This is a genomic window from Sphingomonas sp. BL-S-30, from assembly GCF_055521475.1.
Window position 1 is genome coordinate 4,865,597 of sequence record NZ_CM145481.1, and the last position, 19,533, is coordinate 4,885,129.

At 67.8% G+C, this 19,533-nt stretch carries 20 protein-coding genes; 10 read left to right on the forward strand and 10 right to left on the reverse strand.

Going from position 1 to position 19,533, the window contains the following annotated elements:
- Positions 1–295: 295 nt before the first annotated feature.
- From pgeF to lgt, 5 genes are all read right to left on the reverse strand, one after another.
- Entirely contained in the window at positions 296–1,054 is a 759-nt protein-coding gene (pgeF, locus tag ACZ1I5_RS22850; RefSeq protein ID WP_465171517.1) for a peptidoglycan editing factor PgeF, read from the reverse strand.
- Positions 1,051–1,569: a GNAT family N-acetyltransferase gene (locus ACZ1I5_RS22855; protein ID WP_465171518.1), complete on the reverse strand. Its 519-nt coding sequence runs from the start codon at positions 1,567–1,569 to the stop codon at positions 1,051–1,053. The genes pgeF and ACZ1I5_RS22855 overlap by 4 nt, the downstream gene beginning before the upstream one ends.
- Entirely contained in the window at positions 1,566–2,075 is a 510-nt protein-coding gene (locus ACZ1I5_RS22860) for an N-acetyltransferase family protein (protein ID WP_465171519.1), read from the reverse strand. Before ACZ1I5_RS22860 ends, ACZ1I5_RS22855 begins: the two co-directional genes overlap by 4 nt.
- The gene (locus tag ACZ1I5_RS22865) at positions 2,072–3,055 is read right to left on the reverse strand and encodes a class I SAM-dependent methyltransferase (RefSeq protein ID WP_465171520.1); all 984 of its coding nucleotides are present in this window, start codon (positions 3,053–3,055) and stop codon (positions 2,072–2,074) included. Before ACZ1I5_RS22865 ends, ACZ1I5_RS22860 begins: the two co-directional genes overlap by 4 nt.
- Before the next feature lie 160 nt (positions 3,056–3,215).
- Complete coding sequence (gene lgt, locus ACZ1I5_RS22870; protein ID WP_465171521.1) at positions 3,216–4,094, reverse strand: prolipoprotein diacylglyceryl transferase; 879 nt, start codon at positions 4,092–4,094, stop codon at positions 3,216–3,218.
- A gap of 64 nt (positions 4,095–4,158) precedes the next feature.
- On the opposite strand from lgt, the gene ACZ1I5_RS22875 reads away from it, so the two are divergent.
- The 4 genes from ACZ1I5_RS22875 (at position 4,159) to phbB (ending at position 9,996) form a co-directional block, all read left to right on the forward strand.
- The gene (locus ACZ1I5_RS22875) at positions 4,159–5,859 is read left to right on the forward strand and encodes a class I adenylate-forming enzyme family protein (RefSeq protein ID WP_465171522.1); all 1,701 of its coding nucleotides are present in this window, start codon (positions 4,159–4,161) and stop codon (positions 5,857–5,859) included.
- Between the two features lie 134 nt (positions 5,860–5,993).
- Positions 5,994–8,234, forward strand: coding sequence for a xanthine dehydrogenase family protein molybdopterin-binding subunit (locus ACZ1I5_RS22880; RefSeq protein WP_465171523.1), 2,241 nt, complete (start codon positions 5,994–5,996; stop codon positions 8,232–8,234).
- The gene (gene hemH, locus ACZ1I5_RS22885; RefSeq protein WP_465171524.1) at positions 8,231–9,238 is read left to right on the forward strand and encodes a ferrochelatase; all 1,008 of its coding nucleotides are present in this window, start codon (positions 8,231–8,233) and stop codon (positions 9,236–9,238) included. The genes ACZ1I5_RS22880 and hemH overlap by 4 nt, the downstream gene beginning before the upstream one ends.
- Before the next feature lie 35 nt (positions 9,239–9,273).
- Positions 9,274–9,996 carry an acetoacetyl-CoA reductase gene (gene phbB, locus ACZ1I5_RS22890; protein ID WP_465171525.1) on the forward strand — a complete coding sequence of 241 codons (723 nt, stop codon included), beginning with the start codon at positions 9,274–9,276 and terminating at the stop codon, positions 9,994–9,996.
- A 259-nt stretch (positions 9,997–10,255) separates the two neighbouring features.
- On the opposite strand, the gene ACZ1I5_RS22895 is transcribed toward phbB, so the two are convergent.
- Positions 10,256–10,654 carry a glycine zipper 2TM domain-containing protein gene (locus ACZ1I5_RS22895; RefSeq protein ID WP_465171526.1) on the reverse strand — a complete coding sequence of 133 codons (399 nt, stop codon included), beginning with the start codon at positions 10,652–10,654 and terminating at the stop codon, positions 10,256–10,258.
- A gap of 140 nt (positions 10,655–10,794) precedes the next feature.
- Here ACZ1I5_RS22895 and ACZ1I5_RS22900 point away from each other — a divergent pair, with 140 nt between their 5' ends.
- A complete protein-coding gene (locus ACZ1I5_RS22900) occupies positions 10,795–11,817 on the forward strand; it encodes an esterase-like activity of phytase family protein (protein WP_465171527.1) in 1,023 nt (340 codons plus the stop codon).
- A 62-nt stretch (positions 11,818–11,879) separates the two neighbouring features.
- Here the strand turns inward: ACZ1I5_RS22900 and rpmB are convergent, their stop codons facing one another.
- Positions 11,880–12,179, reverse strand: coding sequence for a 50S ribosomal protein L28 (gene rpmB / locus ACZ1I5_RS22905; protein ID WP_272624386.1), 300 nt, complete (start codon positions 12,177–12,179; stop codon positions 11,880–11,882).
- 190 nt (positions 12,180–12,369) lie between these two features.
- Between rpmB and ACZ1I5_RS22910 the strand changes: the two genes are divergently transcribed.
- The gene (locus ACZ1I5_RS22910; protein WP_465171528.1) at positions 12,370–12,651 is read left to right on the forward strand and encodes a hypothetical protein; all 282 of its coding nucleotides are present in this window, start codon (positions 12,370–12,372) and stop codon (positions 12,649–12,651) included.
- A gap of 88 nt (positions 12,652–12,739) precedes the next feature.
- A complete protein-coding gene (locus ACZ1I5_RS22915; RefSeq protein ID WP_465174031.1) occupies positions 12,740–13,168 on the forward strand; it encodes a nucleoside deaminase in 429 nt (142 codons plus the stop codon).
- Positions 13,169–13,327: 159 nt separating this feature from the next.
- On the opposite strand, the gene ACZ1I5_RS22920 is transcribed toward ACZ1I5_RS22915, so the two are convergent.
- Complete coding sequence (locus ACZ1I5_RS22920) at positions 13,328–14,005, reverse strand: YiaD family glycine zipper/OmpA-like lipoprotein (protein WP_465171529.1); 678 nt, start codon at positions 14,003–14,005, stop codon at positions 13,328–13,330.
- Between the two features lie 148 nt (positions 14,006–14,153).
- Here ACZ1I5_RS22920 and ACZ1I5_RS22925 point away from each other — a divergent pair, with 148 nt between their 5' ends.
- Positions 14,154–15,467, forward strand: a complete 1,314-nt coding sequence (locus tag ACZ1I5_RS22925) for a hemolysin family protein (protein ID WP_465171530.1) — start codon at positions 14,154–14,156, stop codon at positions 15,465–15,467.
- A 179-nt stretch (positions 15,468–15,646) separates the two neighbouring features.
- Here the strand turns inward: ACZ1I5_RS22925 and ACZ1I5_RS22930 are convergent, their stop codons facing one another.
- On the reverse strand, positions 15,647–16,195 hold the full coding sequence (locus ACZ1I5_RS22930) for a helix-hairpin-helix domain-containing protein (protein WP_465171531.1): 549 nt from the start codon (positions 16,193–16,195) through the stop codon (positions 15,647–15,649).
- Between ACZ1I5_RS22930 and ACZ1I5_RS22935 the strand changes: the two genes are divergently transcribed.
- On the forward strand, positions 16,194–16,484 hold the full coding sequence (locus tag ACZ1I5_RS22935; RefSeq protein WP_465171532.1) for a hypothetical protein: 291 nt from the start codon (positions 16,194–16,196) through the stop codon (positions 16,482–16,484). The two genes, ACZ1I5_RS22930 and ACZ1I5_RS22935, sit on opposite strands and share 2 nt — an antisense overlap.
- 390 nt (positions 16,485–16,874) lie before the next feature.
- Here the strand turns inward: ACZ1I5_RS22935 and purD are convergent, their stop codons facing one another.
- Entirely contained in the window at positions 16,875–18,137 is a 1,263-nt protein-coding gene (gene purD, locus ACZ1I5_RS22940) for a phosphoribosylamine--glycine ligase (protein ID WP_465171533.1), read from the reverse strand.
- Between purD and xseA the strand changes: the two genes are divergently transcribed.
- Positions 18,136–19,524: an exodeoxyribonuclease VII large subunit gene (gene xseA / locus ACZ1I5_RS22945; protein WP_465171534.1), complete on the forward strand. Its 1,389-nt coding sequence runs from the start codon at positions 18,136–18,138 to the stop codon at positions 19,522–19,524. The two genes, purD and xseA, sit on opposite strands and share 2 nt — an antisense overlap.
- Positions 19,525–19,533 lie beyond the last annotated feature (9 nt).

Below are 19,533 nucleotides of genomic sequence, written 5' to 3' on the forward strand. Positions count from 1 at the left end.
ATGTCGCCGATTCAAGAGACGCGGCGATCGCGGCATCAGGGGCCGGAGGGTGGCTTCAGCGTCCTCCTGCTCTTTTTACATCGTGAGGCATGTTGGACGGTTTCCGCCGTCGATCAGCGGAAAATTATGGCCGGAACAGCGGAAAGGCACGCATTTTTTCCGCTGTTACGCGTAACAGAGAAAACGGTCCGCAACGCACTGAACTATCGGGGGAAAAGGGCCCCGAAAATCCAACATAACAGCGGAAGAAAAAAGCTGTCGAAAAACAGCCTGGCTGTTGGACGAAGGGCGAAGGTCAGCCGGCGATGCCGATGATCGAGATCTGCCGGCCATAACCCGGCTCGCCGCGATGAGTCGCGCGGCGGAAGCTGAAGAAACGGTCCGCATCGCCATAGGTGTCGAGACCGAGCATCTCGATGCGGGTGAGCCCGGCCCTGGCGAGGCGGTGCGCGACATAGGCTTCGAGGTCGAACTGGTGATGGCCGGGCTTGCCGGGCGCGAAGAAGCGCTCATTGGACGGGTCGTCGCTCTCGAAGCGCCGGGCGAACGCATCGTCGACCTCATAGCTCGACCGGGCGATGCACGGGCCGACCGCGGCGGCGATGTGCTCGCGCCGCGCGCCGATCTTTTCCATCGCCGCGATCGTCGCGTCGGTCACGCCGCCGATCGCGCCCTTCCACCCGGCATGCGCCGCGCCGACCACGCCGGCCTCGCGGTCGGCCAGCAGCACCGGCGCGCAGTCCGCGGTCAGGATGCCCAGCGCCAGGCCCGGCCGTTCAGTCACCAGCGCGTCGCCCGACGGGCGGTCGTCGAACGCGGTCAGCGCGCGGACGACATCGGCGGAATGAGTCTGGTACAGCGTCAGCAGCCGGACGCCCGGCAACACGGCCTCGCTCGCGCGCCGGCGATTCTCCGCCACGATCTCGGCATCGTCGTCCGATCCGATGCCGACATTGAGCCCGGCATACAGCCCGGTCGAGACGCCGCCACGCCGCCCGAGAAAGCCATGCGCGACGCCGTCGAGCGTCTTGGCTCGGATGACCTCGACGCTCATAGCGAGCGCCGCCAGATCCGGTCGTCATGGACCTGCGGCCCGGTGACGAAATCGCAGCGCCCGACCTCGGCAAAGCCGTGCCGCGCATAGAATCTCTTGGCGCGCTGGTTGTGGTCGAACACCGCGAGGTAGATTTCCGGCGCGCCGCGCGACCGCGCCGTGTCGATCAGCCACTCGGTCAGCGCATCGGCCACGCCCCGGCCCTTGCAGGCTTCGACGACATAGAGCTGGCGCAATTCCATCGCGTCCGGATGTGCTGCCTCGAACGGCAGGGTCATCGCCGAGAGCTTGATATAGCCCGCCGGTACGCCGTCGAGATAGGCGGCGCGCCAGTCGATCGCGGGGTCGCCGAGATCGCGCTGCATCTGGCCGGCGGGGCCATAGGCCTGCTCGAGATAGATGGCGAGCGGCTCGGGATCGATCACGCCCTTGAAGCTGTCGACGAACGCCTGGCGCGCCATCGCCGACAGCACCGGGCCGTCCGCTTCGCCGGGGGTGCGATAGCTGATCGTCACAGCACCAGCCGCATGATGCGGTCGTCGTCGATCGTCTCGCCGACCCGGAAGGCGTAGCGGCCGATCTCCTGGAAACCGTAGCGCTCGTAGAAACGCCGGGCGCGGTGATTGTCGACATAGACGCTGAGGATGATCTCCTTCGCGCCGTGATCGCGTGAATGCTGGAGCGCCCAGTCCATCAGCTCGGGCGCGACGCCCTGGCCCTGCCAGGGGCCGAGCACATAGAATTGATAGAGCTCGATCGCGTCGGGCCGCCATTCGCCGGGAAAGGTCACCGGCCCCATCTTGGCGAAGCCGATGATCTCCCCGTCCTCCAGCGCCAGCCGCACGGTGAAGTCGGGATCGGACAATTGCGAGGGCAGGCCATTCGCCCCGAAAGCATCGTCGAGGAACGCCGCGAGATCCGACTGGCGATAGAGATTGCCGAAGGTCTCGGTGAAGGACCGTCGCGCCATGGCGGACAGCGCCGGGCCGTCGATCGTCCGGGCATCGCGGTAGGTGATCATGCGAAGGCCGCCGGAATCGGCCATCCGGGGCCGGTGACCGCCAGCGCCTTGAACAGGCTGCCCATCGCGACGGTCAGCCGCGCGCGATCGGCCGCAATCGACTCGGCGCGGTCGGGCGAGGCCTTGGCGAGCGCGGCGGCGCGTGCGTCCACGCCGAGCGCGGTCAGCAGCGTGCCCTGGCCGATCGGGCCATAGGCTGTCACGCCCTCCAGCTGGGCAGCGGCGGCAAGCGTCGCGAAATCGACATGGGCGGTCAGGTCCTGCTCTCCCGGGGCATCGAACGGATTGGCGAAACGGTGGCCGCGCACCGCCTGGAGCGTGTCGCCGATCGCGGGCCCCTCATAGCCATAATCGATCGCCAGCATAGCGCCGCCCTGCCGCGCGATCGTCGAGGCCAGCGCGCGCATCACCGCGACGCTGGCGGGCGAGGTCTCGATCACGGAGCCCGGCGGCGCATCGCGCAAGGCATCGGGGATGATCTCGGCCGGCACCGGCTTGCCGGCGATCGGCAGGAACAGCACGTCCTGGCAGGCGACGAAGCGCTCGTGCCAGACCTCCAGCGCGCGGACGAGCTGGCGGATCGGCAGCGCATCGAAGAACTCGTTGGCGATGACGATCAGCGGCCGGTCGCCGGGCAGGGTGGAGACGTCGTCATGCCAGCTTGCCGCGGGCAACCGCTCCGCCTGCGCCGCGCGGAGCGTCGGACTGGTCTCCACGAAATGCACCGCCGGGGTGAGCCCGGCCCTGGCCATGGCGCGAAGCGCATCGCTGGCGAGCGTGCCACGTCCCGGACCGAGCTCGACCCAGGCAATGTCGGGCCGGCCCGCGCGGTCCCACAAATCGGCGCACCACAGGCCGATCAGCTCGCCGAACATCTGGCTGATCTCGGGCGCCGTGGTGAAGTCGCCCGCCGCCCCCAGCGGATCGCGCGTCGCATAATAATGCGCGTTGGCGGCCGACATGAACTGGGCGATCGACATCGGCCCCGCCAGCGTTATCGCGCGGGCGAGCCGATCGGCGAGCGGCGCTTCAATCCCCCTCCCGCTTGCGGGAGGGGTTAGGGGAGGGCTTGTGGGTTCCATTGGTTCAGTGGCGACATGCCCTCACCCGGCCCCTCCCGCAAGCGGGAGGGGAGGAAGATCAGGCGACGCTCTCGCTCCCTGCGATCGGCTCGACGCGCTGGCGGCGCTTCTGCGAGGTCGCGATCAGATAGATGCCGCCGACGATCATCGGCAGGGTCAGCACCTGGCCCATATGGATCGTCGTGGCGAAGAAGGTCCCGGCGAACTGCGAATCAGGCTCGCGGAAGAATTCCACGGTGAAGCGGGCAAGGCCGTAGAACAGCAGGAACAAGCCGACCAGCTTGCCCGGGTCGTAGCGCGCCTTGGTGCGCCAGAAGGCGAACCACAGGATGGCGAACAGCACGATCCCCTCCAGCCCCGCTTCGTAGAGCTGGCTCGGATGGCGGGCCGGATCCAGGCCGCCGACCACGGTGCGCGGAAAGACGATCGCCCAGGCGACATCGGTCGGCTTGCCCCACAGCTCGCCATTCACGAAATTGGCGAGGCGCCCGAAGAACAGGCCGAAGGGCACGCAGCAGGCGAGATAATCATGGATGCGCAGCCAGTCGAGCTTGTGCCGCCGGGCGAACAGGATGATGCCGAGCGAGGTGCCGATCATCCCGCCATGGAAGGACATGCCGCCGTCCCACAGCTTCAGGATCTGCAACGGATTGGCGAACATCGACGGCGCGTAGAAGATCGCATAGCCGAGCCGCCCGCCGAGAATGATGCCGAGCGTCGCGTAGAACACCAGATCGTCGGCATGGCGCCGCGCCATCGGGCTGCCGGGCTGGGCGATCAGCTTGAGCAGATACCACCAGCCGAGCAGGATGCCCGAGATATAGGCGATCGAATACCATTTGATGTCGAAAAAGCCGAGCGGCACGGCCACCGGATGAAGGCCGAGGCTCTCGAAATGGATATGGTTCGATGCGCTGGCGAGCGTTGTCAGGATCAAGGCTTTTCCCCAAGGGTTCGCGTCTCCATAAAGGCCAGTAACGACAAACCCAAGGGGAGAGAGCATGCGCACTGAGCTTGACCGCCGAATGGACGAAGGGCTGGCCGGGCTCACGGGAGAAGGGGCGCCGCTGGCGCTCGGCACGATCGCGTTGAATGGGGTGGACCTGCCGCTGATCGCGACCGTGCCGCCCGCCTTGCCGCATTATTTCGCGCATTATGCCGCCGAGCATCGGGACAAGACCTTCCTCGTCGCGGGCGAGGAACGGCTGACCTTCGCCGAGGTCCATGCCGAGGCCGAAAAGGTGGCGCGGAGCCTGGTCGGTAAGGGGCTGAAAACGGGCGACCGCGTCGGCATCGCGATGCGCAACTCGCCGTCCTGGATCACGCTCTATATGGGCATCGCCATGGCGGGCGGAGTCGCCACCCTGCTCAACGGCTGGTGGCAATCGGCCGAGCTGGCCGAGGCGATCGCCGACGTCGACTGCGCCCTGGTGTTCGCCGATCCGCCCCGCGCGAAGCGGCTCGCGGCGATCGAGGCTATGACGGTGCCGGTGGTCGAGATCGACGATGCGCTGCCGCTGGCCAGGGCGATGGACGCCGTCACCCGCGACGCACCCGATGTTGCGCTGCCCGCGCTGAGCGGGGACGACAATGCGACGATCCTGTTCACCTCGGGATCGACCGGCCAGTCCAAGGGCGCGCTCAGCGATCACCGCGCGGTGCTGCAAGCCGTGTTCAACTATCTCGCCCAGGCGCTGGTCATGCTCGGTATCGCGACGAAGGACGGCAACCCGCCCCAGGGCCAGCCCGCGACCCTGCTCAACGTGCCGCTGTTCCATGTCACGGCCGAGGTTCCGGTGTTCCTCCAGAGCTTCGCGATGGGCCGCAAGCTGGTGCTGATGCCGAAATGGGATGCCGAGGAAGCGATGCGGCTGATCGAGGCCGAGGCGATCAGCTATTTCGTCGGCGTGCCGCTGATGAGCTTCGAGATCCTGACTCATCCCAACCGCCCCAATTACGACCTGTCGACCGTCACCGACTTCGCCGCCGGCGGGGCGCCGCGCCCGGTCGAGCATGTCCGGCGGATCAAGGAGGAGATGGGCGGCGGCGCGCCGTTGCTCGGTTACGGCCTGACCGAGACCAACGGCATCGGCTGCGGCAACTGGCGCGACAATTATCTCGCCAAGCCCAATTCGACCGGCCGCGCCTCGGCGCCCCTGGTCGATCTCGCCATCCTCGATGCGCTGGGCCGGCCCGTCGCGGCGGGCGAGCGGGGCGAAGTGGCGATCCGGTCGGTCGCGAACTTCAAGGAATATTGGAACCGGCCCGAGGCGACTGCCGCCGCCTTCACCGCCGACCGCTATTTCCTGACCGGGGACATCGGCTATCTCGACGAGGAAGGCTATCTCTTCATCGTCGACCGCAAGAAGGACATCATCATCCGCGGCGGCGAGAACATCTCCTGCCAGGAAGTGGAGGCGGCGATCTACGAACATCCCGCCGTCGCCGAGGCGGCGGTGTTCGGCCTGCCGGACGAGCGTTTCGGCGAAGTGCCGGGCGCGGTCGTGAAATATCGCGACGGCGCGGAACTGACGCCCGACCAGCTCTGCGCCTATCTCTACGCGCATATCGCCGCATTCAAGGTGCCGCAGCGCATCTGGACCTCGGCCGTACCACTGCCCCGGCTGGGCACCGAGAAGATCGACAAGGTCGGGCTGCGGGCCAAATACCAGGCAATCGCGGCGGCCGAGGCGGCGGCCTGACTCCCCTTCCGTTCGTGTCGAGCGAAGTCGAGACACCCTGGAAAGCACCTGGGGCTGTTTCTCGACTGCGCTCGAAACGAACGGGTGAGGGGGCGGGCCTTTCCCCAATACTCGCCGCACGATAGAGCAGCATGATGGCGGTCCGCGACGCACTCCCCGACATCGACCGGCGCACGCTGCTGATCGGGGGCGGCGTTGGCGTCGGCCTGCTGGTCGCCTGGGGCGTCTGGCCGCGCAGCTACGCGCCTAACCTCACCGCGACTAAGGGCGAGACGATCTTCGGCGCCTGGCTGAAGATCGGCACGGACGGGCATGTCACCGTCGCGGTGCCGCAGGCCGAGCATGGCCAGGGCGTCTATACCACCCTGCCGCAGATCCTCGCCGACGAGCTTGGCGCCGACTGGCGCACCGTCGCGGTGCAGCCGGCGCCGCTCAACCCGCTCTACGCCAATGCGATGGCGGCGGACGTGCTGTTCGAGGGCGTGTTCGACGCGCTGCCGGCGCCGCTGCGCTCCGGCCATGCGGCGCGGACCGCGCTGGTGCTGACCGGCGGCTCGACGTCGATCCGGGCGTTCGAGAATGATCTGCGCGATGCCGGGGCCGCCGCGCGCGTCCTGTTGTGCAAGGCGGCGGCGAAGCGCTGGAAGGTCGACTGGCAGGCCTGCGGCACGGCCGGCGGCTTCGTCATCCACGGCGCCGACCGGCTGCGTTTCGGGGACCTCGCCGCCGAGGCGGTCGGCGGATCGCTGCCCAATCCGCTGCCGCTGCGCAGCGGCGACACGAATCGCCTGCTCGGCCAGTCGCTGCCCCGGCTCGACGTACCGTCGAAGGTGGATGGTTCGGCCAATTTCGCGGGAGACGTCCGTCTGCCCGACATGGTGTTCGCCGCGATCCGTCAGGGGCCGGTCGGCGATACGAAGCTGCTCAGCGTCGATCTTGCCGCCGCCGATCGCATCCGGGGCGTGCTGTCCGTCGCGACCAACGACAATTGGGTCGCGGCGATCGCCAACAACTGGTGGGCGGCGAACCAGGCGCTGGGGGCGATGCGCCCGCGCTTCGAGACGCGCGGCGCGATCGTCAATTCGACCAGCATCGACGATGCTCTGACCGCGGCGCTCGATGGACCCGGCGAGCGTATGGCGACCGCGGGCGATCTCTCGGCCGCGTTCAAGGGCGCGCGCCTGGTCACCGCCGAATACCGCGCCGGGCTCGCGGTCCATGCCGCGGTCGAGACGATGACCGCCACCGCGCATTACAGCGACGGCCGGCTCCAATTATGGCTGCCGACTCAGGCGCCGGGGCTTGCCCGCGCGGCGGCGGCGGCGGTGCTTGGCATTGCCGAGGACAAGGTGGTCGTCCATCCGATGCTGATCGGCGGCTCCTTCGGCGCCAATCTCGAACATCTCGCCGCCGAACAGGCAGCGATCCTCGCCGAGAAGCTCAAGCGCCCGGTCCAGCTCGTCTGGTCGCGCAGCGAGGATCTGACGCACGACCGCTATCGTCCGCCCGCCGCGGCGCGCATGTCGGCGCGGCTCGGGCCCAATGGGCAGATCCTCGGCTGGCTCGCCAAGATCGCCGCCCCGACCACCGGGCGCGAGCTGGCCGGGCGGCTGATGGGCGCGGACAAGGCGGCGCGGGCCGCGCTGGCGCTGCCGGGCGTGGGTGATGCTTATGCCGTCGCCGGGGCCAGGCCCTTCTACCGCATCCCGTCCTACGCGGTCGATCATCACCCGGCCGAGATCGGCGTGCCGACCGGCCATTGGCGCTCGGGCGCGCACAGCTATACCAGCTTCTTCACGGAATGTTTCCTCGACGAGCTGGCGCATGTCGCGGGGACGGAGCCGCTGTCGTTCCGCATCGGCATGCTCGGCGGCGATGCGCGGCTGGCGCGGTGCCTGTCGACCGCCGCATCGCTTGGCGGCTGGGAAGGCGGCATCCAGGGCAGCGGCCAGGGCATTGCCTGTCACAGCTTCCGCGGCAGCCATATCGCGGTGCTGGCCGAGGCGCATATCGACGAGGGCCAGCGGCCGGTGGTCGACCGGATCGTCGCGGCGGTGGATTGTGGGCGCCAGATCAACCCCGACGTGGTGCGCCAGCAGATCGAAGGCGGGCTGATCTTCGGCATGGCGGCGGCGCTGGGCGGCGCCACGACCTTCACCGAGAATGTCGGCGATGCCCGCAGCTTCGGCGATCTCGGCCTGCCGCGCCTCGCGGATACCCCCGACATCACGATCGAGATGATCCGCAGCGAGGCCGATCCCGGCGGCGTCGGCGAGCTGGGCGTGCCGCCGGTCGCCCCCGCCATTGCCAATGCGCTCCAGGCCTCTACGGGTTTCCGCATGCGCACCCTCCCCCTGATGCCCGGCGAAGCATGACCCTCCCCACCGCACACCCGGCGATTCCCGAACCCAGGATCGGCGTGCTGCTGATCAACCTTGGCACGCCCGACGCGCCGGATGCGGGGGCGGTGAAGCGCTATCTGGGCGAATTCCTCTCCGACCGCCGCGTGGTGGAGATATCGCCTGTCCTGTGGCAGCCGATATTGCGCGGTATCATTCTGAATACGCGCCCGAAAAAGTCGGCGCATGCCTATGGTCTGGTCTGGCGCGAGGACGGCTCGCCGCTCGCCGCGATCACCCGGGCGCAGGCGACGGCGCTTCAGGGCGCGTTCGGCCCCGGGGTGATGGTCGACTGGGCGATGCGCTACGGCAATCCGGCGATCGCCGACCGGCTGAAAGCGCTGAAGGACGCGGGCTGCGAGCGGATCCTGTTGGCGCCGCTTTATCCGCAATATTGCGCAGCAACGACGGCGACTGCGAACGACAAGGCCTTTTCGGCCGTTGCCGGCATGCGCTGGCAGCCGGCGATCCGCACCCTGCCGCCCTATCATGACGATCCGGCCTATATCGCCGCGCTGAAGGCGTCGGTCGAGGCGTCGCTCGCCGCGCTCGATTTCGAACCCCAGGCGATCGTCGCCAGCTTCCACGGCATGCCGCAGCGCACGCTCGCGCTGGGCGATCCCTATCATTGCCACTGCCGCAAGACGGCGCGGTTGCTGGGCGAGGCCATGGGGCGCGAGCTGATCGTCGCGTTCCAGTCGCGCTTCGGCCGCGCCAAATGGCTCGAACCCGCGACGGACCGCACGCTCGAGGCATTGCCGGCCAAGGGCGTGACGAAAGTTGCGATCGTCTCGCCGGGCTTCTCCGCCGACTGTCTGGAGACGCTGGAGGAACTGAACATTCGCGGGCGGGAGAGCTTCCTGGCTGCCGGGGGCACTGATTTCGCCTATCTGCCCTGCCTCAACGACAGCGCGGTGGGCATGGAAATGTTGCGCACATTGCTGCAACGGGAGCTTGAAGGCTGGAACCGGCCCGCCTAGCCTCCGCCACGATATCTGAACCCCAGGAGATCTATATGGCACGCGTCGCGATCGTCACCGGCGGCACCCGAGGAATCGGCGAGGCGATCAGCCTCGCGCTCAAGGACATGGGGATGACCGTCGCGGCCAATTACGCCGGCAATGACGAGCGCGCCCGGGAGTTCACCGAACGCACCGGCATCGCCGCGTACAAGTGGGACGTGGGCGATTACGATGCCTGCCAGGAGGGCTGCGCCAGAGTCGCCGAGGAGCTCGGGCCGGTCGACGTCGTGGTCAACAATGCCGGCATCACCCGCGACGGCACGATCCTGAAGATGACCTACCAGATGTGGAAGGAAGTCATGGACACCAATCTGGGTGGCTGCTTCAACATGGCCAAGGCGGTGTTCCCCGGCATGCGCGAGCGCAAATGGGGGCGGATCGTCAATATCGGGTCGATCAACGGCCAGGCCGGCCAATATGGCCAGGTGAACTATGCCGCCGCGAAATCGGGCATTCACGGCTTCACCAAGGCGCTGGCGCAGGAAGGCGCGCGCGCCGGGGTGACGGTCAACGCGATCGCGCCAGGCTATATCGACACCGACATGGTGGCGGCGGTGCCGGCCGATGTGCTGGAGAAGATCGTGGCGAAGATTCCGGTAGGGCGGCTCGGCCAGGCCCACGAGATCGCGCGGGGCGTTGCCTTCCTGTGTTCGGAGGAAGGCGGGTTCGTGACGGGGTCGACGCTGTCGATCAATGGCGGGCAACATATGTACTGACGGGCGCAGGGGTCGTTACGACGACCCCGATGCGCGAAGCGCAGCGCCCGGCACGGCCGGCGGGTGGGCTCGCCCAACCCGACCGACGGCGGCTTTGCCGCCGGCGCGCGCTTCTTGTTCGCGGGAACACAAGGGACTTCCAGCGGGCAGTTACGATCAGGTGCCGCTCATATGCCTGGACCCGGCACCCCCGAAAAGTTGAGGGCCGGCACCTTGCGGCACCGGCCCTCGCCCTCGTTACACCACGCGAGGGATTCCGTTAGCGGCGGCAGTAGCGCGGATCGTCCGAGCGATCGATCGCGCGGCCGGCGAGCGCGCCGGCACCGGCACCGAGCACCGTGCCCAGCAGGCGGTCGCCACGGCCGGCGACGGTGTTGCCGAGCAGGCCGCCGGCGATCGCGCCGACCACCGTGCCAGTGTCGTTGTTGCAGCGCGCGCGGTAGCTGCGGTTATAGCCGCGATAGCTCCGGCGATTGTCGTAGCCGCGATCGTCGCGATAGCCGCGATCGTAATCGCGATAGCCATTGTCGTAACGGTTGTCGTAGCGGTCGCCGCGATAATGGCGGTCGTAATTCTGCGCGGCGGCGGGCGTCGCGGGGATCAGGGCGGTGGCACTCATCGCGAGGGCCGCACCGGCCAGGGAAAGTTTCTTGAACATGGCGAGTCTCCTCTGAATGCCGTGTCGTTGGAGCCCTTATGGGTGAGTCGGTTTGAGCTCGTCCTGAATGGAGTCGTTAGCGGACGTTCAGGTGCCGATCGCGGTTGCGCCGGTGCGCCGGGTCGATCAGGGCGGCGGCGATGCGCATCCTCACTTCCGTCCTGCTGCTGCTGTTCCTGACGCCGCCATGGATGGGGGAAAAGAGGCTGGCCCTGCTCGGCGGCGACCCGGCGTTCGAAGCAAAGCGCGTTTCCCTGGACCCGGCAAATCCCGCACTGAACCGCGTGGGGCAGTTGACCTGGCTCGGCGGCGTGGAACTGACGAGCCCTGACCCGGCCTTTGGCGGGTTCTCGGCGATGGCGGTCCTGGGCGATCGCGTCACCCTGCTCAGCGACGGCGGCAATGTGGTGCGCTTCCGCCTGGATTCGCATGGGCGCCTGAGCGAGCGATCCTTTGCCAATCTTGCTGCCGGGCCCGGTACTGGTTGGCTGAAGGAAGACCGCGACAGCGAATCGATGACGGCCGACCCGATCACCGGCCGGTTCTGGGTCGGGTTCGAGCGGGCGAACGCGATCTGGCGCTTTGCACCGGGGCTGGCGCGCGGCGAGGCACATGCCGTTCCGCGCGCCATGGCCGACTGGCCGGTCAATTCGGGGGCCGAGGCCATGGCGCGTCTGCCCGATGGCGGATTCATCGTGATCGGGGAGCGGGAGCCCTGGCCCGGCCGCAGGGGCAGGGCGGCGATTCGCTTCTCGGGCGATCCGGTCGACCGGCCCGATCGCGGCTTTCGTTTCAGCTATATCCCGCCGGCGCATTATGATCCGAGCGACATGGCGGTGCTGCCCGATGGCAGGCTGCTCGTGCTCAACCGTCGATTCGCGGTCCCGTTCGCCTTTTCGACCAAGCTGGTCCTGATCGATTCACGGGCGATTCGCCCGGGCGCTGTCGTGCGCGGACGCGAGATCGCGACGTTGGCCAGCCCGATGGTCCACGATAATTTCGAAGGGATGGCGGTGACGCGGGAGGGCAAGGCGACGATCGTCTGGATCGTGTCCGACGACAATAAGCTGTTCCTGCAGCGCAGCCTGTTGCTCAAGTTCAGGCTCGAGCCCGATTCGCCGACCCCGAGTCGGCCGCCCCGATTCGACGGGGGGCTGGGCTGAAACGCAACGGGCCCGCTCCCCGAGGGGAAGCAGGCCGGCGTTTTTCGATTCGATCGAAAAGGTTAAGCGGCCACCGCGACGGTGCCAAGCTTCTTGCGGACGTCGCGCTTCAGGCGACGGGCACGAAGCGACAGCTTGTCGTCCGAGGTCTTGACCAGCCAGTTGTCGAGGCCGCCGACATGCTCGACCGAGCGCAGGCCGTGCGTGGAGACGCGCAGCTTGACGCTGGTGCCCAGCGCTTCGGACATCAGCGTGACGTTCTGCAGATTCGGCAGAAAGGTACGCTTGGTCTTGTTGTTGGCGTGGGAGACGTTGTTTCCCACCAGCCGGCCCTTGCCGGTCAGTTCGCAAATGCGCGACATGAGTCGTATTCCTGAGTTTCGGCCAGACCGTGCTGGCTGGTCCCGTAAAGGCGGCGCGGATAGCCGCAACGGGACGATGCGTCAACCGATTCACGCATTCCCGTGCATCCTGATGCGCCGATGCAACCTAGTGCGCCCCCGTCAGTTGATTACGGTAACGATTCGATTGCCTCGTTTTTGGAGAATGCCAATGCGCGCCTTGTTAGCTCTGGTTGGAATCGCCGCCGTCGTCGTCGTCGTGATGTTGTCGCTCGGCCTGTTGACGCTCAAGACCACGCCGGGCTCGCTGCCCCAGGTCAGCGTCAATGGGGGCGCCGCGCCAACGGTCGATGCCAATGTCGCGACCGTGAGCGTCGGCACCGCGAACAAGACGATCGAGGTGCCGAAGGTCACCACCGTGGAGAAGACGATCAGCGTGCCGACGGTGAATGTGAACAAGCCCGTCGACGCGTCGACCAACACCGCGCGGTAAGCGTCGGCGCCCCTTGAGCATCGCCGCCGGGCTGGCCCGGGCGGCGATGCTGAGGCAAAGGGGCGGCATGTTCCCGATTCCTGCCCCGATGCGCGCCGCGCTCGACGCCGCCGCCCAGGCTGCTGCCGCCGGGGAAGTGCCCGTCGGCGCAGCGATCGTCTGTGATGGAAAGATCCTGGCGGTCGCGGCCAACGCGCCGCGCGCGCTTCACGATCCCACCGCCCATGCCGAGATGCTGGCGATTCGCGCGGCGGCCGAGGCGATCGGCGGCGATCGCCTGTCCGATTGCGATCTGTGGGTGACGCTCGAGCCCTGCGCGATGTGCGCGGGCGCCATCGCCCATGCCCGCATCGCGCGCCTCTATTACGGCGCCGGCGACCCCAAGGGCGGGGCGGTCGAACATGGCCCGCGGCTGTTCGCCCAGCCGACCGTGCACCACCGGCCCGAAATCTATCCCGGGATCGGCGAAGGCGAGGCGGCCACGCTGCTCAGGGATTTCTTCGCGGCACGTCGCTGATCATCGCCCTCTCCCTTTCGGGAGAGGGCAAGCTGCGCAGCAGCGAGGGAGAGGGCTCGGTCGGAACGGCCAGTTCGAGCCTCACGACCGGTTCCGACCGAGCCCTCTCCCTTCTCGAAAGACGGTTCTCGGCCTCTACCGGGCGGGAGAGGCAGTCTTTTACCGCACATCGCTCTCGGAGATCGGCACGATCTTGATCTCCACGCGCCGATTCGCCGCGCGACCTGCCTCGGTATCGTTCGAGGCGATCGGCTGCAGCTCGCCGAAACCGCGGATGCCGATTCGCGCCGACTTCACGCCGCGCGTCTCGAGATAGTCGGCGACCGATCCGGCGCGGCGTTCCGACAGGTCCTGGTTATAGGCTTCGCTGCCGGTCGAATCGGTATGGCCGTAGATATCGACATAGGTGCGGTCATATTGGCCGAGCACCTGCCCGACCTGATCGAGCGTGCGCTGGAACTGCGGCGCGACCGCCGCGCTGTTATAGGCGAAATTGATGCCCGACGGGATGTTGAGGATCAGGTCGTCGCCCTGCCGGATCACCTGCACATCGGTGCCGGCGGTGCGTGCGCGCAGATCGCGTTCCTGCTTGTCCATATAGGCGCCGATCCCGGCACCCGCGATGCCGCCGATGCCGGCGCCGACGATCTTCTCGGTCCGGTCGTGCCGGCCGCCGACGATATCGCCGAGCAGATAACCGCCGAGCGCCCCTCCGATTCCGCCAATCGCCGCCTTGGAGATGCGGCGTTCGCCCGTGACCGGGTCAGTGGTGCAGGCGCTCGTCGCCATCAGGGCGGCAAGGGCGGTGGCGGCGAGCGCCCGATGTGACAGCGTCATGATTCTCTCCCTGTCGCGGCGCGCTGAGGCGCCGCTTTGCCCCGTTTCAACACGCCTGGCCGCCCGCTTGTTCCGCCTCCGATTCGAACTTCCGTGTCACAGGCGGTTGTGCAGGCGCGAGAAACCCGCCAAAGACTTGGAGCGCGCCATGGCACCGCTTCCCCCCTTCCCCTGGATCGACGTCGCGATCATCTTCGCGCTGATCGTGTTGAACGGCGTTTTCGCGATGTCGGAGCTGGCGATCGTCTCGTCGCGCAAGGCGCGGCTCGAGGCGATGGCACGCGCGAAGAAGCGCGGCGCGCGTACGGCGCTGGCCCTGGCGGCCGATCCCGGCAAGTTCCTCTCCACCACGCAGATCGGCATCACGCTGATCGGCATCCTCGCCGGTGCCTATTCGGGCGCAAGCCTGGGTGGGCCGGTGGCGGCGCGCCTCGGCTTTCTCGGCCTGTCGGACGAGATCGCGCAGACGGTCGGTTTCGGCATCGTCATCGCCATCACGACCTATGCCTCGCTCGTCGTCGGGGAACTGGTACCGAAGCAGATCGCGCTGCGGGCCCCCGAACCGATCGCCGCGCTCATGGCGGGTCCGCTCCTGACTCTCGCCTGGTGCACCGCCCCGGTGGTCTGGCTGCTCGATTCGTCGAGCGGCGCGCTGTTCCGCCTGATGGGGCTGAAGCGCGAGACCGAGGATCATGTGACGGCCGAAGAGCTTCATCTGATCGTCGCCGAGGCCAGCAAGTCGGGCGTGATCGAGGAACATGAGCGCTCGATCATCTCGGGCGTCGTCCGCCTGGCCGACCGGCCGGTACGCGAAGTGATGACGCCGCGCACCGATGTCGAATGGATCGACGCGACGCTCGACGATGCCGGCATCCGCGCCGCGCTGATGGCGGCGTCGCACAGTCGCATGCCGGTCGCCGACGGATCGGTCGATGCGGTGATCGGCGTGGTCCAGGCGCGCGACATCGCGGTGGCGCTGTTCAAGGGCGAGCCGCTCGATCTGCGCGTGCTGATGCGCCAGGCGCCGGTAGTGATCGACCAGATCGACGCGATGGACGCGCTCGATGCCCTGCGCCAGGCCGAAGTCCCGATGGCGCTGATCCATGACGAGTACGGTCATTTCGAAGGCATCGTGACGCCCGCCGATCTGCTCGCGGCAATCGCCGGCGAGTTCGCGTCGGACACCGATCCGGACGAAGCGCCGTCGGTGGTCGAGCGCGACGACGGGTCGCTGCTCGTCGCGGGCCAGATGGCGGTCGATGCGCTGGCCGAACGGCTCGGCATCGATCTACCCGAGGATCGCGACTATGCGACGGTCGCCGGCCTCGCGCTCGCGGTGTTCCGCCACCTGCCGGGCGAGGGCGAAAGCTTCATCGAGCAGGGCTGGAAATTCGAAGTGGTCGATCTCGATGGCCGGCGCATCGACAAGCTGCTGGTCAGCGAGGCGAAGAAGAAGCGCTAGGCCGGGAAGGCTTTCAGCTGGGCTGCCCGTCTCCTCGTCCGTTCGTGCCGAGTAGAGACCGAGTAGCGCCGCAGGCGCGTATCGAGGGCTCGTATCGAGGCACCGTTCCGGGCGGCACCACCTGTCTCTCAAGACGAACGGACGAGTGGATGAACGGGTCGACCTGAATTTATCTTGTTCTAACCCAGCTTGCCGAACTCGGCCTCATAGGCCGCGCGGTCGCCCGCGGCGAGCAGGCGGGCCTGCTCGATCCAGCGGTCGCGCGCCAGCCGGCCGCGGAAATTGCCCAGCCGCGCGTCGAGATCCTGCGCCTCCTCGGGGGTCAGCGCGGCGATCTGGTCGATCCGGGTGATGCCGAGCTCCGCCAGGGTGGTGACCAGCTTGGGGCCGAGCCCCTTGAGCTGAGTCAAGTTGGCGGAGGCAGGTGCCGGTGCGGGAGCGGGGGCAGGTTCGGCTACCGGTTCGGCCATCTCCACCGCGATCGAGGCGGGCGTCGCATCGAACGCGGCGGCCGCCACGATCGGCTCGTTGGCGAGCGGCGGCGGGCTGGGCGCGACAGCAGGCGGCACGGTCGATCCGGGCGAACCTTGCTCGGCCGCGGCGCGGTTCTCGGTGACGATATCGTCGGCGGCGCGGCGCTCGCGCCGGAGCTTGATACCCCAGATGATGCCGGCGATCACGACGATCGCGAGCAGCGCGATCAGGATCAGGAGGGCGGTCGTTTCCATGCTTCGGCTCCGTGGGTTGCCGCCCATCCCTATCGCAGGATGGCCGGGCAACGCCACCGGATCGTCACTCGCCCGCGCGCTTCCTGTCGGCGAGGCGGGTCAGCCTGACGAATTCCTGCCGCCAGATGTGCTGCTAGCTGCCCGCCAGCGCGCGTGCATCGGCGGCCGCGATGACGAGGTGATCAACAGGCTGATCAATCCGGCCGTAAGCAACAGACTGATCGAACCGGAAGCGATCGCGGGGCGAAACCTCATGGGCTCTCTCCCTACATACTCTCCCTTTATGTAATGGTATGACATAATACGCACGTTGCCAAGCGATCCGGCAAATCCAGAGACCTTGATTCAATTTTTCGCAGGAATAGCGCAGCGTGACGGCTGAGGTGGGCGATGCCGCTGCGGTGCTTTCTCCGTGTCCGGACCTGGTCGAACGCACTCTGTTGCGGGGGAGGGGCGGTTCCCTGTTCGCCGGTAGAATTTCGCTGTTACGCCGGCCCCCGTTCCCTGTTGTCGAATAACAGGGAAACGGACATCAAATACCTGATTATAAAGAGGAATTACGGCGATTTTGCCCCGAAAGAGGGCTCTAATTCGGACGGAAAAAAGTCCTTCCCTGTTTTCTCCCCGGAACAGGGATGATCGCATCGTAAGAAATGCCCCGCCGCAACCATCAATCAGATCAACGGGCGCGATTGACCTCGCGCCAGCCGATGTCGCGGCGGCAAAAGCCGGTCGGGAAGTCGATCGCATCGACCGCGCGATAAGCGTCCGCCTGCGCCGTCGCGATATCCGCGCCGGTCGCGGTGACCGCCAGCACGCGCCCGCCCGAGGCAACGAGCCTGCCCTTGTCGAGGCGCGTGCCTGCCTGGAAGACGCGCGCACCCAGCGCCTCGGCGGCATCGATCCCGGCGATCGCGCCGCCCGTCTCGGGCGTGCCGGGATAGCCCCTGGCCGCCATCACCACGGTCAGCGCGGTGTCGGTCGAGAAGCGCAACGGCGCGCGACCGGCCAGCCGGCCTTCGGCGGTGTCGAGCATCAGGTCGAGCAGGTCGTCCTCGAACCGGGTCATCAGCACCTGGCATTCGGGGTCGCCGAAGCGGGCATTATATTCGATCAGCTTGGGCCCGTCGGCGGTGAGCATCAGCCCTGCGAACAGCACGCCCGAAAAGGGCATGCCGGCCGCCTTCATCGCCGCCACGGTGGGCAGGATGATCGTGTCGATCGCCTGCTGCTCCAGCTCGGGCGTCAGCACGCGCGCCGGGCTGTACGCGCCCATCCCGCCGGTATTGGGGCCGGTATCGCCGTCGCCGACGCGCTTGTGGTCCTGGGCCGATCCGAACACCAGGATCGCCTCGCCGTCGGTGAGCACGAACAGGCTGGCTTCCTCGCCATCGAGGAATTCCTCGATGACGGCTTCGGCGCCGCGCACCGCGAAAAGCTCGTCGAGTGCTGCCTCGGCCTCTGCGCGGGTGGTCGCGACCGTCACGCCCTTGCCGGCGGCGAGCCCGTCCGCCTTCACCACCACGGGCAGGCCGAACTCGCTGAGTGCCGCCTGCGCTACGTCGCGCGAGGTGACGCGGGCATAGCCGGCGGTCGGAATGTTGGCGCGCGCGCACAGATCCTTGGTAAAGCCCTTCGATCCTTCGAGCTGGGCTGCCGCCTTGTTCGGGCCGAACACTGGAATGCCCATCATCCGGATATTGTCGCCAAGCCCGTCGACCAGCGGCGCTTCGGGGCCGATCACGACCAGGCCGATCGATTGGCGGTGGCAGAAATCGATCACCGCGCGGTGATCCGCCGGGTCGAGATCGGCCAGATCGGCATGCTCGGCGATGCCCGGATTGCCGGGCGCCGCAAACAGCTTGCCGAGGCGCGGCGATTGCGCGAGGCGCCACGCGAGCGCATGTTCACGGCCACCGGAGCCGATCAGCAGGACATTCATGACCGACCCCTTTTACGACGATCTCGACGACAAGACCGGGCGGCTCGTAGCCGAGCAGATGCCGGGCGACAACGCCGCGCCGCTCGGCGTGGGCGAACTGGCGCTGAAGCTCAAGCGCGTCGTGGAGGGCGAGTTCGGCCATGTCCGGCTGCGCGGCGAGATTTCAGGCTACAAGCGCGTCGCCTCGGGCCATGCCTATCTCAGCCTCAAGGACGACAGCGCCGTGATCGACGGCGTGATCTGGAAGGGCCAGGTCGCGCTCATCCCGTTCCAGCCGCAGGACGGGATCGAGGTGATCGCGACCGGCAAGGTCACCACCTATCCCGGCCGCTCCAAATACCAGATCGTGATCGAGCGCATGGAGCTGGCGGGCGAGGGCGCGCTGATGGCGCTGCTGGAGAAGCTCAAGGCCGGGCTCGCCGCCGAGGGGCTGTTCGACAATGCGCGCAAGAAGGTGCTGCCCTATCTGCCCCGGGTGATCGGGGTCATCACCTCGCCAACCGGTGCCGTGATCCGCGACATCCTGCACCGGCTGGAGGATCGCTGCCCGACCCGCGTCCTGGTCTGGCCGGTCAAGGTGCAGGGCGACGGCGCAGCGGCCGAGGTCGCCGCGGCACTGCGCGGGTTCGACGCGATTCAGCCGGGCGGGCCGGTGCCGCGCCCCGATCTGGTCATCGTCGCGCGCGGCGGCGGCTCGATCGAGGATCTCTGGGCGTTCAACGAGGAACTGGTGGTGCGCGCCATCGCTGCCTGTTCGATCCCGATCATCTCGGCGGTCGGGCACGAGACCGACACGACGCTGGCCGATTTCGCCGCCGACCTGCGCGCCCCGACGCCGACCGCCGCCGCCGAGATGGCAGTGCCGGTCCTCGCCGATCTTCGCCTGACGCTGGAGGCGATGGGCCAGCGGACCGAACGCTGCGCACGGCGCTATCACGAGCGCGGCCGCGAACGGCTCGAGGCGCTGGTGCGGGTGATCCCGAAGCGCGACGCGCTGCTCGGGCCGCAGCGCCAGCGTGCCGACGATCTTAGCGCACGGCTCGACCGCGGGCTCGAACGGCGCGTGACCCTCGCGCGCGGCGTGCTCGACCGCTCGGCCGGCGCGCTCCGCCTGTCGGTGCTGGAGCGCCGGCTGGAGGATGCGCAGACCCGGCTCGACCGGACCTGGCGACTGGCCGAATCGCTCAATCCCGACAAATTGCTGGAGCGCGGCTATGTCCGCGTCTCGGCGCGGCCCTCGGGCGCCGTCGTCACCACCAGCGCGGCCGCGCGCACGGCGGGGGCCATCACGCTCCACTTCCGCGACGGGCCCGTCGATGCGCGGGTTGAGCGGGCGGGCGGCAAGACATATGACAAGGCAAGCCCGGAACAGCCGAGCCTTTTGTGAGCGGAAATA

What these genes read in the sequence shown, in the direction of transcription:
- ACZ1I5_RS22865 (WP_465171520.1), bottom strand. Translation starts at nt 3,055, where the DNA reads ATGTCGATCGCCCAGTTCATGTCGGCCGCCAACGCGCATTATTATGCG.
- ACZ1I5_RS22895 (WP_465171526.1), bottom strand. Translation starts at nt 10,654, where the DNA reads ATGTTCAAGAAACTTTCCCTGGCCGGTGCGGCCCTCGCGATGAGTGCC.
- ACZ1I5_RS22920 (WP_465171529.1), bottom strand. Translation starts at nt 14,005, where the DNA reads ATGACGCTGTCACATCGGGCGCTCGCCGCCACCGCCCTTGCCGCCCTG.
- ACZ1I5_RS22900 (WP_465171527.1), top strand. Translation starts at nt 10,795, where the DNA reads ATGCGCATCCTCACTTCCGTCCTGCTGCTGCTGTTCCTGACGCCGCCA.
- purD (WP_465171533.1), bottom strand. Translation starts at nt 18,137, where the DNA reads ATGAATGTCCTGCTGATCGGCTCCGGTGGCCGTGAACATGCGCTCGCG.
- ACZ1I5_RS22875 (WP_465171522.1), top strand. Translation starts at nt 4,159, where the DNA reads ATGCGCACTGAGCTTGACCGCCGAATGGACGAAGGGCTGGCCGGGCTC.
- ACZ1I5_RS22935 (WP_465171532.1), top strand. Translation starts at nt 16,194, where the DNA reads ATGCTTCGGCTCCGTGGGTTGCCGCCCATCCCTATCGCAGGATGGCCG.
- xseA (WP_465171534.1), top strand. Translation starts at nt 18,136, where the DNA reads ATGACCGACCCCTTTTACGACGATCTCGACGACAAGACCGGGCGGCTC.
- pgeF (WP_465171517.1), bottom strand. Translation starts at nt 1,054, where the DNA reads ATGAGCGTCGAGGTCATCCGAGCCAAGACGCTCGACGGCGTCGCGCAT.
- rpmB (WP_272624386.1), bottom strand. Translation starts at nt 12,179, where the DNA reads ATGTCGCGCATTTGCGAACTGACCGGCAAGGGCCGGCTGGTGGGAAAC.
- ACZ1I5_RS22925 (WP_465171530.1), top strand. Translation starts at nt 14,154, where the DNA reads ATGGCACCGCTTCCCCCCTTCCCCTGGATCGACGTCGCGATCATCTTC.
- ACZ1I5_RS22880 (WP_465171523.1), top strand. Translation starts at nt 5,994, where the DNA reads ATGGCGGTCCGCGACGCACTCCCCGACATCGACCGGCGCACGCTGCTG.
- phbB (WP_465171525.1), top strand. Translation starts at nt 9,274, where the DNA reads ATGGCACGCGTCGCGATCGTCACCGGCGGCACCCGAGGAATCGGCGAG.
- ACZ1I5_RS22915 (WP_465174031.1), top strand. Translation starts at nt 12,740, where the DNA reads ATGCGCGCCGCGCTCGACGCCGCCGCCCAGGCTGCTGCCGCCGGGGAA.
- ACZ1I5_RS22930 (WP_465171531.1), bottom strand. Translation starts at nt 16,195, where the DNA reads ATGGAAACGACCGCCCTCCTGATCCTGATCGCGCTGCTCGCGATCGTC.
- hemH (WP_465171524.1), top strand. Translation starts at nt 8,231, where the DNA reads ATGACCCTCCCCACCGCACACCCGGCGATTCCCGAACCCAGGATCGGC.
- ACZ1I5_RS22910 (WP_465171528.1), top strand. Translation starts at nt 12,370, where the DNA reads ATGCGCGCCTTGTTAGCTCTGGTTGGAATCGCCGCCGTCGTCGTCGTC.
- ACZ1I5_RS22860 (WP_465171519.1), bottom strand. Translation starts at nt 2,075, where the DNA reads ATGATCACCTACCGCGATGCCCGGACGATCGACGGCCCGGCGCTGTCC.